At 55.2% G+C, this 16,250-nt stretch carries 15 protein-coding genes and 1 tRNA gene; 8 read left to right on the forward strand and 8 right to left on the reverse strand.

The window, feature by feature from the left end; translation table 11 throughout:
* Positions 1–24: 24 nt before the first annotated feature.
* From ACR0JR_RS19925 to ACR0JR_RS19935, 3 genes are read left to right on the forward strand one after another with little or no spacing between them, the layout of a single operon-like run.
* Positions 25–1,107 (forward strand): ABC transporter permease, encoded by a 1,083-nt coding sequence (locus ACR0JR_RS19925; RefSeq protein ID WP_010443302.1) that lies wholly within the window; start codon positions 25–27, stop codon positions 1,105–1,107.
* Complete coding sequence (locus ACR0JR_RS19930; RefSeq protein ID WP_170780656.1) at positions 1,107–2,027, forward strand: ABC transporter permease; 921 nt, start codon at positions 1,107–1,109, stop codon at positions 2,025–2,027. The genes ACR0JR_RS19925 and ACR0JR_RS19930 overlap by 1 nt, the downstream gene beginning before the upstream one ends.
* A 31-nt stretch (positions 2,028–2,058) precedes the next feature.
* Positions 2,059–3,132, forward strand: a complete 1,074-nt coding sequence (locus ACR0JR_RS19935; protein WP_170703522.1) for a BMP family ABC transporter substrate-binding protein — start codon at positions 2,059–2,061, stop codon at positions 3,130–3,132.
* Between the two features lie 65 nt (positions 3,133–3,197).
* On the opposite strand, the gene ACR0JR_RS19940 is transcribed toward ACR0JR_RS19935, so the two are convergent.
* From ACR0JR_RS19940 to ACR0JR_RS19950, 3 genes are all read right to left on the reverse strand, one after another.
* Entirely contained in the window at positions 3,198–4,004 is an 807-nt protein-coding gene (locus tag ACR0JR_RS19940; RefSeq protein WP_480457699.1) for a class I SAM-dependent methyltransferase, read from the reverse strand.
* A gap of 162 nt (positions 4,005–4,166) precedes the next feature.
* A complete protein-coding gene (locus tag ACR0JR_RS19945; RefSeq protein WP_170780658.1) occupies positions 4,167–5,399 on the reverse strand; it encodes an HlyD family secretion protein in 1,233 nt (410 codons plus the stop codon).
* 3 nt (positions 5,400–5,402) lie between these two features.
* Positions 5,403–5,828 (reverse strand): hypothetical protein, encoded by a 426-nt coding sequence (locus ACR0JR_RS19950; RefSeq protein ID WP_319546548.1) that lies wholly within the window; start codon positions 5,826–5,828, stop codon positions 5,403–5,405.
* A 179-nt stretch (positions 5,829–6,007) separates the two neighbouring features.
* Here ACR0JR_RS19950 and ACR0JR_RS19955 point away from each other — a divergent pair, with 179 nt between their 5' ends.
* From ACR0JR_RS19955 to ACR0JR_RS19965, 3 genes are all read left to right on the forward strand, one after another.
* On the forward strand, positions 6,008–7,075 hold the full coding sequence (locus ACR0JR_RS19955; RefSeq protein WP_480457701.1) for an NAD(P)/FAD-dependent oxidoreductase: 1,068 nt from the start codon (positions 6,008–6,010) through the stop codon (positions 7,073–7,075).
* Positions 7,072–7,725 (forward strand): DUF938 domain-containing protein, encoded by a 654-nt coding sequence (locus ACR0JR_RS19960; protein WP_480457703.1) that lies wholly within the window; start codon positions 7,072–7,074, stop codon positions 7,723–7,725. The genes ACR0JR_RS19955 and ACR0JR_RS19960 overlap by 4 nt, the downstream gene beginning before the upstream one ends.
* A gap of 71 nt (positions 7,726–7,796) precedes the next feature.
* Entirely contained in the window at positions 7,797–8,132 is a 336-nt protein-coding gene (locus ACR0JR_RS19965; RefSeq protein WP_170775129.1) for a carboxymuconolactone decarboxylase family protein, read from the forward strand.
* A 66-nt stretch (positions 8,133–8,198) separates the two neighbouring features.
* Here ACR0JR_RS19965 and ACR0JR_RS19970 read toward each other — a convergent pair whose 3' ends face one another.
* The 4 genes from ACR0JR_RS19970 to ACR0JR_RS19985 form a co-directional block, all read right to left on the reverse strand.
* A complete protein-coding gene (locus ACR0JR_RS19970; protein WP_480457705.1) occupies positions 8,199–10,706 on the reverse strand; it encodes a GcvT family protein in 2,508 nt (835 codons plus the stop codon).
* 138 nt (positions 10,707–10,844) lie between these two features.
* Positions 10,845–12,089 (reverse strand): hypothetical protein, encoded by a 1,245-nt coding sequence (locus ACR0JR_RS19975; RefSeq protein WP_480457707.1) that lies wholly within the window; start codon positions 12,087–12,089, stop codon positions 10,845–10,847.
* A 111-nt stretch (positions 12,090–12,200) separates the two neighbouring features.
* Complete coding sequence (locus ACR0JR_RS19980; protein ID WP_480457709.1) at positions 12,201–13,598, reverse strand: FAD-binding oxidoreductase; 1,398 nt, start codon at positions 13,596–13,598, stop codon at positions 12,201–12,203.
* Positions 13,599–13,625: 27 nt separating this feature from the next.
* Complete coding sequence (locus ACR0JR_RS19985) at positions 13,626–14,612, reverse strand: 2-hydroxyacid dehydrogenase (RefSeq protein ID WP_319546542.1); 987 nt, start codon at positions 14,610–14,612, stop codon at positions 13,626–13,628.
* Between the two features lie 155 nt (positions 14,613–14,767).
* On the opposite strand from ACR0JR_RS19985, the gene ACR0JR_RS19990 reads away from it, so the two are divergent.
* Positions 14,768–15,271: an SH3 domain-containing protein gene (locus ACR0JR_RS19990; RefSeq protein ID WP_480457754.1), complete on the forward strand. Its 504-nt coding sequence runs from the start codon at positions 14,768–14,770 to the stop codon at positions 15,269–15,271.
* A gap of 28 nt (positions 15,272–15,299) precedes the next feature.
* On the opposite strand, the gene ACR0JR_RS19995 is transcribed toward ACR0JR_RS19990, so the two are convergent.
* Complete coding sequence (locus ACR0JR_RS19995; RefSeq protein ID WP_480457710.1) at positions 15,300–15,809, reverse strand: ferritin; 510 nt, start codon at positions 15,807–15,809, stop codon at positions 15,300–15,302.
* Positions 15,810–16,172: 363 nt separating this feature from the next.
* On the opposite strand from ACR0JR_RS19995, the gene ACR0JR_RS20000 reads away from it, so the two are divergent.
* A tRNA-Gln gene (locus ACR0JR_RS20000) sits at positions 16,173–16,247 on the forward strand.
* The last annotated feature ends 3 nt before the right edge of the window (positions 16,248–16,250 follow it).

Below are 16,250 nucleotides of genomic sequence, written 5' to 3' on the forward strand. Positions count from 1 at the left end.
TGAAGAAAGCGGGGGGATAATCGGGTGATTGTGCTGGAGAAACGACCTCAGCCATCCAAGGCTTGGTCATATGCGACCCCCTTGGTGGCGGTGTTGGCCACGATGGTTTTTGGCGGATTGCTGTTCGCTATACTGGGCAAAAATCCGGTTGAGGCGATCGGAACAATTTTCTGGGAACCGCTGTTTGGCGAGTTCGCATTCTACTACCGCCCTCAACTGTTGGTCAAAGGTGCGCCTTTGGTGCTGATTGCGATTGGCCTGTCTTTGGGTTTTCGCGCAGGTATCTGGAATATCGGTGCCGAGGGTCAATATATCATGGGAGCCATCTTCGGGGCGGGTGCTGGACTGGCATTCTATCCGATGGATGCGTTCTTCATCTTTCCCATTATGGTGATCGCAGGCGCGTTTGGCGGCTGGCTGTGGGCGATGATTCCGGCCTTTCTTAAGGTTCGGTTCGGAACCAACGAAATCCTCGTCTCTCTGATGCTGGTCTATGTGGCCGAGCAGTTTTTGGCCTCGGTTTCGCTGGGTCTGCTCAAGAACCCCGAAGGGTTTGGCTTTCCCGGATCGCGCAACCTGCAAAGTTATGAAAGTGCACACAATGCGGAACTGATCGCAGGTTCAGGTATGCACTGGGGTGTAGTTGCGGCATTTATTGCAGTGATCTTCTCATATGTTCTGCTGAACCGGCACATGCTGGGCTTTCACATTCGCCTGACAGGTGAGGCGCCTCGTGCAGCCAAATTTGCAGGCGTGAACCCAGCACGTTTGATCCTGTTCTGTCTTGGCCTGTCCGGTGCACTTGCCGGTCTGGCAGGTATGTTCGAGGTCTCGGGCCCCTCGGGCGTGGTTAGCATCGACTTTAATGTCGGCTATGGCTTCACCGCGATCATCGTGGCCTTTCTGGGCCGTCTGCACCCGGTAGGTATCCTGCTGGCAGGCGGGCTGATGGCACTGACCTATATCGGTGGTGAAATTGCGCAGTCTCAACTAGGCCTGCCTGCCGCGGCGATACAGGTGTTTCAGGGAATGCTGCTGTTCTTCTTGTTGGCATTCGATCTTTTGACAAATTACCGCATCCGTGCGGCACGTAGCGAGGTGGCATAATGGACCTTGGTGAGATTAACCCCGTCCTTCTGGTCGCTTCGCTGATGGTGGCCGCAACGCCACTGCTTCTGGCCGCGATTGGTGAACTGGTCGTCGAAAAGGCGGGCGTTCTGAACCTCGGCGTCGAGGGTATGATGATCGTAGGCGCGATCAGTGGTTTTGCGATCTCGGTTGAGACCGGTTCACCCTGGCTGGGCTTTATCGCGGCAGCGATCGGAGGCGCGGTGCTATCGCTGCTATTCGTGCTGTTGACGCAGTTTGCGCTGGCCAATCAGGTCGCCAGCGGTCTTGCCCTGACATTGTTCGGATTGGGCTTCAGCGCGCTCATGGGGCAGAGCTATGTGGGCATCAAACCCCCCAGCATGGGCGATATACATATCCCGCTGCTCAGCGACATTCCGGTCGTCGGTCCGATCCTGTTCCAACACGATCCGATCCTCTATGTCGGCATCGCGATAATCGCCGCCGTCTGGGCCACGCTCAAATTCACCCGTGTTGGTCTTATCCTGCGTGCTGTGGGTGAAAACCATGACGCCGCCCACGCGCTTGGCTACAAAGTCATCAAGATCCGCATCATGGCGATCCTGTTTGGCGGGGCCTGCGCAGGACTTGGCGGTGCCTATATCAGCCTGATCCGAGTCCCTCAGTGGACCGAGGGTATGACCGCCGGTGTTGGTTGGATCGCTCTTGCACTGGTGGTGTTTGCCAGTTGGAAACCATGGCGTGTTCTGCTGGGTGCCTATTTGTTCGGCGGAATCACTGTGTTGCAACTGAATTTACAGGCGGCGGGCGTTGCCATCCCGGTCGAGTATCTGGCAATGTCGCCCTACATTATCACGATCCTTGTGCTTGTGATCCTTTCGGCCGACAAGAGCAGCGCACCTGCCTCACTGGGCCGTACATTCCATGCCTCGCTCTAGGGGCTAACTAAACCAACTTGGGGAGTAACACATGAAATTCACTACACTTTTGGCAAGCGCCGCCATGGCGCTAGGTCTGGCCACTGGAGCCATGGCCCAAGACAAGACCAAAGTCGGGTTCGTATATGTCGGCCCGGTGGGCGACGGTGGCTGGACCTATGAACACAACAAGGGTCGCCTGGCAGTCGAGGAAGAGTTCGGCGACAAGGTTGAGACTGTGTTTGTTGAATCGGTCCCCGAAGGCCCAGACGCCGAACGCGTGATGACTCAGATGGCGTTGGAAGGTGCTGACCTTATCTTCACCACCTCATTTGGATACATGGACCCGACAATCAATGTCGCCAAGAAATTCCCGAATGTGAAGTTCGAGCACGCGACCGGCTACAAAACCGCAGACAACGTTTCGGTCTACTCGGCCCGTTTCTACGAAGGACGCGCGGTGCAAGGGCACATTGCGGGCAACATGACTAAGTCCAACATCATTGGCTACATCGGGTCGTACCCTATCCCCGAAGTGATCCGTGGTATCAATTCGGCCTATTTGCACGCCAAAAAGGTGAACCCGGATGTCGAGTTCAAAATCGTCTGGGCCTACACATGGTTTGATCCCGCCAAAGAGGCTGACGCCGCCAAGGTTCTGATCGAACAGGGCGCGGACGTTATTCTGCAGCACACCGACTCGACCGCACCGCAAGCTGCGGCGCAGGAAGCTGGCAATGTGGTAACCTTCGGTCAGGCCTCTGACATGAGCGAATACGCCCCCTTCCCGCGTGTGTCATCGATCATCGATGATTGGGCACCCTACTACATCGCGCGGACACAGGCGGTCATGGATGGCACCTGGGAGAGTGTAAATACCTGGGACGGCATCCGGGAAGGAATGGTCGCAATCGGTGAGATTTCCGACGCGGTACCGGCTGATGTCAAAGAAGAGGCGCTGGCCCTGAAAGCCGCGATGGCGGCAGGTGAATATCACCCCTTCACCGGCCCGATCAACAAACAGGACGGCAGCGCCTGGCTGGCTGAAGGCGAAGTTGCTGATGACGGCACGCTGGCCGGGATGAACTTTTACATCGAGGGGCTGGAAGGCGACATTCCGCAGTAAAGTCTAACCCAGTAAGATAAGATCAAGGCTCGCAGAATCCTGCGGGCCTTTTTTTGGTCATCCGTTCAAGGAGACACCATCTGGAAGAAATGGGCTTTCAGCGGTATCGCCGACGGCTCTGAACCAAAACGTGCACGCATATTGTGTGCGAGATCTCTGGCAATTTCATCATGGTCTCCATCGCGTTCGAGAACCTCAAAATAGGCTGGGCTGCCAAGCATCAGGCCCAACGCAAAATTATCAAAACTCGCAACAGTTGAAGCATGTTCGACGTATTCGTGGCGTGGCTCGACAAACCCTGCTTGCGCAACCTCATCCAGAATCGCGGCAGCATCGTGTAGCGAGAACGGGACTTTCATGAAACCGAGAGGATGACCATCAAATGCAGCGGATAATGTTTCGATGACCAGTTCGGAATATGGGTTCTCGGCGTTCGTGCCCCAGGTCGAAAACAAATAAATGCCACCCGGTTTCAACACCCGGAGCGCTTCGGCGTAGGCTTTGGCACAATCAGGGAAGAACATATGACCGAACTGGCAGATGACCGCGTCGAAACTTGCGTCATCGAATGGAAGCTCCTGCGCATCTGCAGTTTGAAAACTCACGTTATCCGTCTCGCTGAACTTAGTGCGTGCGATATCAAGCATCGGTTCGTTGAGGTCTGTGACTACAATATGCCCATCATCCAACGCACTAGACACATGCCGGGTCACGATCCCTGTGCCTGCAGCGAGTTCTAACACCTGTCTGGGCGAAACGGCCGCTGTTTTCTGCGCCATAATGCGGGCCATATGATCGAATATCACCGGCCCCATCTCTCGATCGTAATTTCCCGGGATATCTCCTACAAATGCAGAATTTGTATCAACCATCGTAACCTCCATGCACCGAAAAAATCCCCAGCCTATCATGGCCAGCTGAGGATATGCTGAGGCATCGTAGCACAGACTGCGCAAGTTCAGCGACATAACCACGTTGAACACATGGCTGCCAGGGACCGGGTCAAACACCAAGTAATGGATTAGGAGCCGGTTTTAGTGTCCAGTCAAAACCAGAGTGTTCACCGGCATCAGGATCAACCGCAACCGCAAGCCCGCAGCGTGGACAACACCGATGGTGTCGACCACATGCAGGAACGACTTTTCCCAGAACCCAAGATTTTCGTCTTCCAGCTTGGCGTGGTTATCCGTGTAGACATTGGCCAGACAGTTGCTTCCCGGCGGCACATCATCGGCCATGCTTTCATAAAGCGGCTCGAGATAGACGAGGATCGAGCCTGGCTTGGTATTGGTCTGGACGTCACGCAATTCATCGGTTGGCCTGATCTGACCTGAAGGGATCACATCCTGTACCTCGACGACGACGACGGGGATCACTGTGAAGGGTTTTGTCATGCACCCGATTTCACCGATCATGCCTGGTTTGATCACTTGCGCTGAAAGCTGGTTGAACGCAGCCTGAAACCGGTCGTGCCCCGAAGAAGACGGCACAAGGATGCCTGCCGGCCGCAATAACGGGCTCACGTAATCGCCGACCTGCAGCCCAAATTGTTCGATGCGACCGGTGACACCCGCGCTGATTATGGTCTTGTCCAGCTCGGTCAATGCTGCGTCAAGCTGGGCATTCGCGCTGGCAAGCTGGGCAGGGATCAGTTCCTCGATCTGCTGCACCACAGCAGCACGCTTGGAAGTGGCAGCCGTGACTTGCGCCTCACGCTCGGCAACCAAATTTTCAAGCCGGTCGATCTCGGCCAGGCGCACGGCACTGGACCCTTCGTCGCGCAGTGTAGTATTCCGCTCGAGATCTTCAAGCGCCTGATCCAATGCCGCGCGTGCACCCGCAATGCCTGCCTCGGCCTCGGCCAGATCGGTTTCCGCCACTTTCAAAGAAGCTTGAACCTGAGCGATTTGCGCATGAGCAGCTTCAACCTGTGCTGTTTGCGTGAAATCCTCAATCCGGAAAATCGGCTGCCCTGCTGTCACCTGCTCATTGTTGCGCACATAAACTTCGGAAACGCGGCCGCCGAGCTGTGGAAGGATCGTGACCGTCCGGAAGTATGAGGCTGCCGTTTTGCTGGCCGGATGGAAATAAAACAAAGTGGTGATCACCGTCAGTGCCAGAATAGCGCAGGTCGTTAACCCCCAACGCAATTCATACCACATAGTGAACAGAGTAATCTCATGTCCGATCCGTTTGCCTTGAACAAAGCGGCGGAACAGATAGTCGGGAAGCACGGTGATCAGTGCGCACAGCATCGTCTCAATCATGGTTCAGTGCCCCTGCGCTGCCGGTTCTGAGGGTTCGGGCTCAATATCCGGTTCGGGTGGATCAGAAACCACGGCTTTATCCTGCCCCGGTGCCAGGGATCGGATGGCATCTGCAATCGACCGTAACGGAGCAGCAAAATCGGGGAACTGAAAACCCGCGACAAGAATTGCCGCAATCCAGAATATTCCGTTGTGGGTAAACAAAGCCAGCAGCGCGAGTATTCCAACCAGCTGAAACTGTGGATGGTTATTCTCATGCGCCATTTTTTCCGGGATCGAATGCAGCGTAAAATACGCAACCCCGATCAGGACCACCAAACCGACGGTGAAAATGACCATAAAGGTAAAGAGGTAGTCGCTACCGTCCGCCTGCGTTACATAAGAGGGTATATGCCCCGTTGCCATCGGGTGAATGTCTGCCGAGTTCACGTCCGCCTCCGAATCTTGCTTTGATTGCACTAAGAGCAGGCTGATCGCTTGCGATCAAGTTTCCTGTGCATGGTGCTTGCGTCTTTTCGTTTGAAGGCACGCGTGCCATGGTCAGCACAGGTCACGGGTATATTATGCGTCACATTGATCATCCCGCGGCCGGAAGCGAAAGAACACGTATGATTGATTTCCTGATTATCGGCGGCGGTATCGCCGGGTTAAGCGCGGGTGCCCGCCTGTCCAAGCACGGCACCGTCACGGTGTTAGAAGCAGAGGATGCGTTGGGCTATCACACCTCAGGTCGGTCCGCCGCCCTGTTTGAAAAGGGATATGGTCCGCCGTCCGTCAAAGCTCTGAACGAAGCGAGCGCTGCTTTCTTTGAAGTCAATGAATACCTTACACCGCGTGGATTGATGCTGGTGGGTACCAAGGATCAACAAGAGTTGTTCCTGAAGGAAGCTCAAGACCTTGGAGTTCAGCAAATTTCTCTGGACGAGGCCACAAAGCAAATCCCGATCCTGAATGCCGACACCGTAGGACATGTTGCCATTAGCAATACTGCCTTTGACATAAATACGGACCGGATGTTGCAGGATTTTGCACGGATCATCCGACGTAACGGTGGATCAGTCCTGACCCGAGAGAAGGTCGACAGCATTCGCAAGTCCGGTCACTGGGTCGTTGAAGCCTCTGACACCTTTGAAGCCCGCAACTTGGTAAATGCCGCTGGCGCATGGGTGGACGAAGTGGCGCAAATGGCAGAAATCCAGCCAATCGGTATTACTCCATTTCGTCGATCCATGGCCCGCCTTCCATCGCCTGGAGGGCATGATGTGAAAAACTGGCCCATGATGCTGGGGGTTGCTGAGACCTGGTATGCCAAACCCGATGCCGGAAAGTTACTCGTTTCACCTTGCGAGACCGACCCGACCTCACCCCATGATGCCTATGCCGACGACATGGTTCTGGCAGAAGGTTTGGCACGGTACGAGGCCATGGTGACAGAACCGGTGACACGTGTTGAAACAAACTGGGCCGGGCTGCGCAGCTTTGTATCGGACGGCACTTTGGTTCTGGGGCCAGATCCCACAGACCGAACTTTTATCTGGTCTGCCGCGCAGGGCGGATACGGGTTTCAGACGGCCCCGGCTGCCTCGCAACTTGTGGCAGATCTTGTAACAGGTACTGAACCATCACTTGATGCCACAACTGTGCAAGTGCTGAAGCCCGAAAGGTTGCGCAGATGACACCGCGCAAACTGCCCCCCAATGCAAGCGTCGCCACAGAAAGTGATGACGGCATGCTTGTCGCCCCAGCAGCAAGCCGAAACGCGGCGGTGCTTTGTGATCTAATTGCGCGTGTTGCCCCATCATCGGGCCGCGCGTTGGAACTGGCCAGTGGCACAGGTCAGCATGTATCGGCCTTTGCCCGGCGGATGCCCGGACTTCATTGGCAACCCAGCGAAGTCACCTTGGAACGGCGCGCCAGTATTGATGCCTATTCGAAAGGGCTGGGAAACACTTCCCCTGCACTTCATCTGGATGCAACCGTGGCAGGTTGGCACAAAACCATAGCAAGGCAAGATTTGGTTGTGCTGGTCAACCTCTTACATCTGATCAGCTTACCCGAGGTTGAAACCTTGATGGCCGAATCCGCGCGCGTTTTGAACTTGGGCGGGCGTTTGGTGCTATATGGCCCTTTCAAACGTCATGGGCGCTTGACCAGCGAAGGCGACCAGAGATTTCACGACGCATTGGTTCATCAGGATCCAGAGATTGGCTACAAAGATGACACCCAGATAATGGCGCTATTCTCTGAAAACGACCTCGAACTGGTCGAGGTCGTTCAGATGCCCGCGAACAACTTGGCATTCATAGGCCAAAAAGCAGCAATCTGATCAGGATCAAAGCCGGTCCCCTTCTTATGTATCATATGCAATTTATCATATGTTTTAAGAAGGATGTTGTAATGAGCTGGCACGAAGCACTGGACGGGACCCGCAAAAGCCTGCGCAATCTCAACGGCGCCATTCCCGATACCGCCCGAGCCTTTGGTGCCTTGGGGAAATCGGTCAAAGAAGGTGGGATCCTGGACTACAAAACCAAGGAATTCATCGCGTTAGGCATGTCGATCGCCGTTCGGTGCGAGCCTTGCATCACCCTGCATACCGAGGCGTTGGTCAAAGCAGGCGCCACTCGCGATGAGGTTTCGGATGTGTTGGCGATGGCGGTGCAGATGGGCGGCGGGCCATCTATGATGTATGCGGCGAAAGCCTTAGACTGCTTTGACGAGTTGAACGCATAATAAAAGCCCACCAGAGGCGGGCTTTTTGGGGAAGGCGGTACAGGTTTGTGCCGCCTTTTTAAGTTGTTAGCCGTCCTTACGGATGGTTTCATTCTTCGGATCGTAGGGGCTGTCGCATGTGACGACCGCATCCCACAGTTTGTCCTGAATTTTGACTTGAAGCTTAGTACCTTCGACCGCCAGTTCAGGCTTCACATATCCCATGCCGATGGACTTCTCGAAGGCCACCGAATAGCCACCGGAGGTCAGACGACCGACGCGCTCGCCTTCCGGCGTGTACAGCGCCTCGCGGCCCCATGGATCGGCATCGCCCGGCCCGTCGATCAGCAGAGTGCAGCATTTCACGCGTACGCCGGTCTCTTCCAGCTTGGCCTTGCCGTAGAAGTCTTTCGACAGATCAACAAAGCGTGGCAGGTCAGCTTCCAGTGGGGTCGCGTCACGGCCCAGTTCTGTACCAAACGCACGATAGGACTTCTCCTGGCGCAGCCAGTTTTGTGCACGTGCACCGACCAGCTTCATACCGTGCTTCTCACCGGCTTTTTCCAGCAGGTCGAACAGGTAGTTCTGCATCTCAATCGGGTGGTGCAATTCCCAACCCAGTTCACCGGTATAGGCCACGCGAATCGCGTTCACGGGGCACATGCCGAGTTCGATCTGACGGGCCGACAACCACGGGAAGCGCTTGTTGGACAGTGCAGTTTCCGGATCGGCGTCCTTGATCACCTCTTTCAGCACGTCACGCGACTTGGGTCCGGCGATGGCGAATACGCCCCACTGGGTGGTCACGTCCTGGATCTCGATATAACCGAACTCCTCCATCTTGTCCTCGGCCGCCTTGCGCAGATAGTCGGCGTCGTACTCGGTCCAGGCACCGGCAGAGACGATGTAATAGTTGTTCTCGCCATTGCGGACGATGGTGTATTCCGTGCGGGTGGTACCATGCGAGGTCAGCGCGTAGGTCAGGTTGATACGACCGACCTTGGGCAGCTTGTTGCAGGTGAACCAGTCCAGGAACTGAGTCGCACCGGGGCCTTTGACGATATGCTTGGTGAAGGCCGACGCGTCGATCAGGCCGACGCATTCGCGGATCGCCTTGGCTTCTTCGACAGCATATTGCCACCAGCCACCACGACGGAACGAGCGGCTGTCCTTGTCGAAGTTGTCCGACGCGTCCAGTGGGCCGAAATAGTTCGGACGTTCCCAGCCGTTCACCCAGCCAAACTGTGCACCGCGGGCCTTTTGACGGTCGTAGGCTGGAACGGTCCGCAGCGGACGGCAGGCTTCACGCTCTTCGTCGGGGTGGTGCAGGATGTAGACGTGCTCATAGCACTCTTCGTTCTTGCGCGCCGCGAATTCGGTGGTCATCCAGTTGCTGCTGTAGCGTTTGGGGTCCAGCGAGGCCATGTCGATCTCGGCTTCGCCGTCGACCATCATCTGCGCCAGATAGTAGCCGGTGCCGCCAGCAGCGGTGATGCCGAACGAGAAACCCTCGGCAAGCCACATGTTGCGCAGACCCGGAGCCGGACCAACCAGTGGGTTGCCGTCAGGGGTATAGCAGATTGGGCCGTTGAAATCGTCTTTCAGACCGGATTCGGCACAAGAAGGCACGCGCTCGGCCATGGCCATGTACTGATCTGCAATCCGGTCCAGATCGAGCGGGAACAGGTCAGCGCGGAAGCTGTCCGGTACGCCGTGTTCAAACTGCGCTGGCGCGCCATGTTCGTAGACACCCAGAATCCAGCCGCCGCGTTCTTCGCGGGCATATGACTCGTTGTCGGCATCGCGCACAACCGGATGCTCGGGGTTGCCCGCTTCACGCCATTTGACCAGTTCGGGGTCTTTGTCCATGACGATGAAGGTGTGCTCGACCGGGATGGCAGGCATCTTGATGCCCAACATCTTGGCAGTGCGCTGCGCGTGGTTACCTGATGCGGTCACCACATGCTCGGCAGTGATCACAACCTGCTCATCTGAAGGAACGAGGTTGCCGCCCTTCTCGACCATCTTGGTGCAGGTGACTTCCCAGTGGGTGCCGTTCCAGTGGAACGCATCGGCCTGCATCTTGCGAACAATGTCGACACCGCGTTGACGAGCACCCTTGGCCATCGCCTGCGTCACGTCGGCAGGGTTAATATAGCCGTCCTCGGTGTGATAAATTGCACCCTTCAGGTCCGAGGTTTCGATCAGCGGCCAGCGCTCTTTGATTTGGTCAGGGGTAAGCCATTCGTAGGCAACATCACAGGTCTCGGCTGTGGACGCATAGAGCATGTATTCGTCCATACGCTCTTGCGTCTGTGCCATGCGCAGGTTGCCCACCACAGCGAAACCGGCATTTAGCCCGGTTTCTTCCTCAAGCGTCTTGTAGAAATCGACCGAGTATTTGTGGATGTGGGTCGTCGCATAGGACATGTTGAACAACGGCAACAGGCCCGCTGCGTGCCAGGTGGAACCGGATGTCAGTTCGTCCCGCTCGATCAGCATCACATCATCCCAGCCTGCCTTGGCCAGGTGATAGGCAATCGAGGTTCCGACGGCGCCGCCGCCGACAACCAGTGCTTTGACTTGGGTTTTCATAGCCGGGTGTCTCCCCTTGGAATCTGTTGACACCATATGGCGCATTTGTGGCGCCCGGCGCGACATTCATCCGACCAGTGATAATAGAAAAACGACCCGCAATTGATGCAGGTTCGTTATTCGGGCGTGACAATCCGATCAGTTTTTACCGAAGGTGCAGCGTTTAGAGCTTCCACTCATTGCGCAGGAAGATCCTTCGTTTCCCTTTCGAACACGGACGTCTGAGCGTCCTGCGTTTGCTGCAGTAGCGACGGCGCCGCCGCCAAATGCCCCAAAACCGGGGATCTTCTGTAGCAATCCATTGATAAAACCGCCACCCGTGTCAGTCGGGCTGGTGTCGGCTTGACGTTGATCCGAATGCAAAATCAACTCAAGCGCCTTTCCATAGGCCATCTGCAAATTGTCCTGGTTTTCAAAGACTTTGCCGCCAGTGATATCGGCCAGACTTTCTGCGTTGAAATCCGTCGCTGTGAGCGTGTTCAACATCACAGCTCCGATATCCATGTTCTCGAGTTTCTGCTGTGTCACCTTGTCCTGCATAGCCACCATTTTGCCATAGAGGTTCAGCATTTTTCCTGCCATTTCAGGCTGTTCCTCCAGTGGAACATAAATACCCTGCCCTGTCGCAACCGAGGGAAATTCCAACAGTGCATTCAGCCCGGCCAAATCGACTGAATTCAAAAACTGCCGGATCGTGGCATCGCTTGCATTGGTGTGCAGACGCAACACAACTTCTTCATCAAATCCGATGCGACCTTTGATCTTACGGATGTCGCTTTCTTGAAGCTCGCCAGAAAGACCCTCGGTCACTTCCGCAAACGCCACTCCATCAATGACGGCATATCCGTTAGAAAACTGCATCGCGTTCATAAAGTCGGCCTGTCGCCCCAGTGCTAGACCAACCAGACTATTGCGTGCTTTCTTAGGCTTCAATGTGATGTCGAACCAGACGATTTCACCATCTTTTTCATAAACATAACCCGACTCTGCCAGCTTACGTATCAGACCCTCGCGCCCCTCATTTGTGAGGCGCTGTAATTCAGCCTGACTGGAAATAGAGCTGATCATGGGCGAGATTTCATACCCCGACAGAACCGCCTGAACCGGCTTGCTATCGGCATCTGTCAGATCATGGCGGCCCCAACCCTCGGGGGGAGATGGCAAAAAGGATTTTGCGCCCGCATCCCAGCTTTTCTTGCGCTCACGTTCGGCCTGCTTGGCGGCCTGCTCGGCCTTATACAAGCCGAAACGATCATTGATCGTTTCGACATAACCTGCAAAGGACAATGTATCGTCGTGCTTTTTATCCTGCTGGTAATAGTCAAGACCCGCGATAACAATCGCCGCGATCAGCAAAAATCCAATGAACCGCAAGGCGCCCATAAATCAACCTCAGAATCAATTAGTGCTCTGAAGAGATTCAATCCTATGAAATTTGGGCGTGGATATGACCGATCCTTGGAATTATCTGTCCGTCGACATACAGCTTATATACTAAAGAATCTTCCCCGGATTCATGATGTTATCAGGATCTAGCGCCGATTTTATCGCCGCCATATAGGCCGTCGCTGCACCCAGTTCTTTCACCAGATAAGGGCGTTTTCCTTGCCCTATTCCGTGCTCCCCAGTGCAGGTGCCTTCCATCGAAATAGCCATATCGTTCAGCCATCCAACGAAATCCTCAGCGCTCGCGACTTCAGTCGGGTTGTCCATATCGATCAACAACAGAGTATGGAAGTTTCCGTCTCCGACATGACCCACAATCGGGGCCAGCAGTCCCAACTCGGCGGCTTTTTCCTGTGCGGCTGTCACACAATCGGCCAGACGCGAGATCGGAACGCAAACATCCGTTGAAATCCCCTGCGCGCCCGGTCGCAATTGCAGGCTGGCCCAGTACATGTCGTGCCGGGCTTGCCACAGCTTGTTGCGCTCTTCGGTTGTCGAGGTGGTGGTGATATCGCTGCCACCAAATTCTTCCGCGATTTGCCCAAAGGTCTCGGCCTGCTCAGCTGCTCCGCTGTCCGAGCCGTGAAACTCTAGCAAAAGCAGAGGTGTTTCAGGGAGGTCCAGCCCCGAATAGGCGTTTGCCGCTTTGACAGACATCTGATCCAGCAGTTCGATCCGTGCAACAGGAATTCCATATTGAATGGTCAGCATCACAGCTTGGCATGCCGCATCCACTGTTGGAAATGAACAACGCGCTGAACTGATGGCCTCGGGTATACCATGCAGACGTAAGGTTATCTCGGTGATAATGCCTAACGTCCCCTCGGCACCAATCAACAGACGCGTTAGATCATACCCGGCCGAGGACTTGCGGGCCCGATGTCCAGTGCGGATCACTTGCCCGTCAGGCATCACGGCCTCAAGGCTAAGCACGTTGTCTTTCATTGTCCCATAACGCACTGCGTTGGTGCCAGACGCGCGCGTCGCGGCCATGCCACCCAGCGATGCATTCGCGCCCGGATCAATTGGGAAGAACAGCCCCTGATCCCGCAGATGGGTGTTCAGATCGGCGCGGGTGACGCCCGGCTGTACCACGCAATCCAGATCACCGACGTTGACTGCCAGTATCTTGTCCATCTGGCTCAGATCGACGGAAATCCCACCGGCAGGCGCATTCACATGCCCCTCAAGCGAAGTGCCTGTACCGAAAGGGATTACTGGCACTTTATGCGCGGCACAGACCTTAACGATATTCGCAACTTCTTCGGTAGAGTGCGGAAAGACCACCGCATCAGGGCTCTGGTTCTCGATCCAGGTCGTAGTGTGCCCGTGCTGCTCACGGATCGCAGCACCGGTCTGCAGCCGGTCCCCAAATCTTTGTTTCAGAACTCCGACAGCGGTTTCTATTCCGGCTTCATTTCGCGGCAAAGCGGCTGCCTGCACCATTGCGTTCCCTTTCCTTCAGGCCGCGGCCTATAGCATTGCAGGCACAACCTGATCAGGCGGCCGATGGCCGTCCTCGAATGTCTTGATGTTAATGATGACCTTCTCACCCATCTCGATCCGACCTTCGAGCGTGGCAGAGCCCATATGAGGTAACAAAACTACATTTGGCAGTTGCCGAAGGCGAGGATTAACGTCCGTGCCCTGCTCATAAACATCCAAGCCCGCGCCAGCAATTTCTCCCGCACGGATCATCCGGGTCAACGCGTTTTCGTCTACGACTTCACCACGTGAAGTATTCACGATCACTGCCGAGGGTTTCATCAATTTCAATCGCCGCGCATTCATCAGGTGAAATGTCGACGGCGTCGACGGGCAATTGATCGAAATGACATCCATTCGTGCAACCATCTGGTCAAGGCTTTCCCAGTAGGTCGCTTCCAACTCTTGCTCAATCTCTGGGCGCAGGCGGCGGCGATTGTGATAGTGCACCTGCATTCCAAAGGCACTGGCACGGCGGGCAACCGCCTGCCCGATCCGGCCCATGCCAAGAATACCCAACCGGCGTCCACCAACTCTGCCACCCAGCAAGGCAGTCGGAGCCCACCCGGCCCAATCGCCTTTTTGCATTACGCCCAGCCCCTCAGGGATACGCCGGGTCACCGCCAGGATCAGTGCCATCGTCATATCTGCGGTATCGTCGGTCAGTACGCCTGGAGTATTCGAAACAAGAATGCCCCGCTGCCGCGCTGTCGCCACATCTATATTGTCGACACCTGCACCGTAGTTCGCAATCAAGCGCAAATTCTCGCCTGCCTGCCCCAAAATACCGCCATCAATGGTATCGGTGATGGTTGGGACCAGCACATCTGCTTCTTTCACTGCGGCAGTCAGTTCTTCGCGTGTCATGGGATCATCGTTGTCCCGCAGCTTTACATCGAAAAGCTCGCTCAACCGGGTTTCCACCGCTTCGGGTAACCGTCGCGTAACGACAACACTCAGACGTTCTCTTGGCACCTTAGCCCTCCTACCGCTTTGCAAACAGCCGCGCGCCATGGCATCGTGGCGCAGGATTACACGGGGTACAAGAACCCCTTGGGCATCGTCTCAACCTTTTTTTACGCACGATCGACAGGCATAAGAGCAGACAGGCAGTGAGTGCTAGTTTTTCAGTGAATCGCCATTTTGTGGCGTTGATCTCGGTGTTTCTTCTCGCGTTTGGCGCTGTGGCCGCGTCTGCGCAGGAAAAACGTGGCCAAGTCACGAATCTGCCTCTACCCCGATATGTCTCAATGAAAGCGGCCGAGGGTAATGTGCGCCGCGGCCCATCTCTGACCCACCGAATCGACTGGGTGTTCAAGCGACGCGGCATGCCGCTGCAGATCACGGCTGAATACGGAAACTGGCGCAAAGTGCAGGACCACGACGGCGCAGGGGGTTGGGTTCACTACGCTCTGCTTTCAGGCGTGCGGACTGTTCTCATAGAATCCGACTTGCTGCCGGTTTACGCCCTGCCCGACCAAAATTCGCAGGTGAACGCGCATTTCGAAACCGGGGTTGTCGCCCGACTAGAGCAATGTACACCGAATTGGTGCCGCATTTCGGCCGGAGGCTATCGTGGCTGGACCCTCAAGAACAATCTTTGGGGGGTCGATCCCTCTGAAATTCGGGAATAACCACCCCTTATCCTGAGTTCTGCGTTGGTTAACCCTCGGCTTGCCCGTTGCCGCGCTTGGCCAGTTCCTGATCCAGCAGCAATAGATTCCAGCGATCTCCGTTGGCCGCCTTGGCCTTATCCAATATCGAAGTGAACAAATCTTCTTCCTCGATCTGCTCTGCCAGAAACCAGTTCAGCATATTCTGCGTACTGAATTCCTTGACCTCGTGCGCCAGCTCGAACAACGCATTGATCTGCCCGGTTACTGTCTGTTCCTGCACCAGAGCCTGTTCGAGCACATCAACAGGCGATTCATATTCCTTTTGCGGCTTGGCGATCCCCTCCAGGTTGATCCGGCCACCCCGTTTGGCGATAAAGTCGAAAATACGCATTGCATGAGTATCTTCTTCTGCGGAATGCCCCCGGAACCAACTGGCGAAACCTGGCAGGTCCTGCGCCTCGAAATAGGCCGACATCGCCAGATAGGTATACGAAGCATGAAGCTCATTATTTATTTGCTTGTTCAATGCCTCTGCAACTTGCGAGTTCAGCTTCATAATCGGCTCCTTTTTGGGATAACGGATAATATTTACCTAGTTGAGTGACCGGGAAGTTTCAATCGTCAGATTTTATTTTAACACAATATTTCAACAGGTTAATAGGAGAATCATGCGATTGAAACGCAGTCGCAGGTTGAAGTTCATATGCATCCACCAAAAGCTGCGCCTTTGCCAAGAAATCCAAGAAACACTCACCTGAACCAATCCTTGGAATTCACCATCTTTCAATACTTCGAACAGTTTCCAAAGAGCGGTAGACATCACCAAACCGCTGTCAGAAAAATTTGCAGATCGATATGATATTTGTCCAAAAAAGCCCTTGAACCCCGAAAGCAACAGTCGTAGATAGCCGCTCACTGTTGGGGTGTAGCCAAGTGGTAAGGCAGCGGTTTTTGGTACCGTGTATCGTAGGTTCGAATCCTACCACCCCAGCCATGA

Source organism: Ruegeria sp. AA3 (genome assembly GCF_056542905.1).

Excerpts from the sequence above, each read along its gene's own strand:
- ACR0JR_RS19930 (WP_170780656.1), top strand. The coding sequence starts at position 1,107 with ATGGACCTTGGTGAGATTAACCCCGTCCTTCTGGTCGCTTCGCTGATG.
- ACR0JR_RS19935 (WP_170703522.1), top strand. The coding sequence starts at position 2,059 with ATGAAATTCACTACACTTTTGGCAAGCGCCGCCATGGCGCTAGGTCTG.
- ACR0JR_RS19940 (WP_480457699.1), bottom strand. The coding sequence starts at position 4,004 with ATGGTTGATACAAATTCTGCATTTGTAGGAGATATCCCGGGAAATTAC.
- ACR0JR_RS19945 (WP_170780658.1), bottom strand. The coding sequence starts at position 5,399 with ATGATTGAGACGATGCTGTGCGCACTGATCACCGTGCTTCCCGACTAT.
- ACR0JR_RS19955 (WP_480457701.1), top strand. The coding sequence starts at position 6,008 with ATGATTGATTTCCTGATTATCGGCGGCGGTATCGCCGGGTTAAGCGCG.
- ACR0JR_RS19960 (WP_480457703.1), top strand. The coding sequence starts at position 7,072 with ATGACACCGCGCAAACTGCCCCCCAATGCAAGCGTCGCCACAGAAAGT.
- ACR0JR_RS19965 (WP_170775129.1), top strand. The coding sequence starts at position 7,797 with ATGAGCTGGCACGAAGCACTGGACGGGACCCGCAAAAGCCTGCGCAAT.
- ACR0JR_RS19970 (WP_480457705.1), bottom strand. The coding sequence starts at position 10,706 with ATGAAAACCCAAGTCAAAGCACTGGTTGTCGGCGGCGGCGCCGTCGGA.
- ACR0JR_RS19975 (WP_480457707.1), bottom strand. The coding sequence starts at position 12,089 with ATGGGCGCCTTGCGGTTCATTGGATTTTTGCTGATCGCGGCGATTGTT.
- ACR0JR_RS19980 (WP_480457709.1), bottom strand. The coding sequence starts at position 13,598 with ATGGTGCAGGCAGCCGCTTTGCCGCGAAATGAAGCCGGAATAGAAACC.
- ACR0JR_RS19995 (WP_480457710.1), bottom strand. The coding sequence starts at position 15,809 with ATGAAGCTGAACTCGCAAGTTGCAGAGGCATTGAACAAGCAAATAAAT.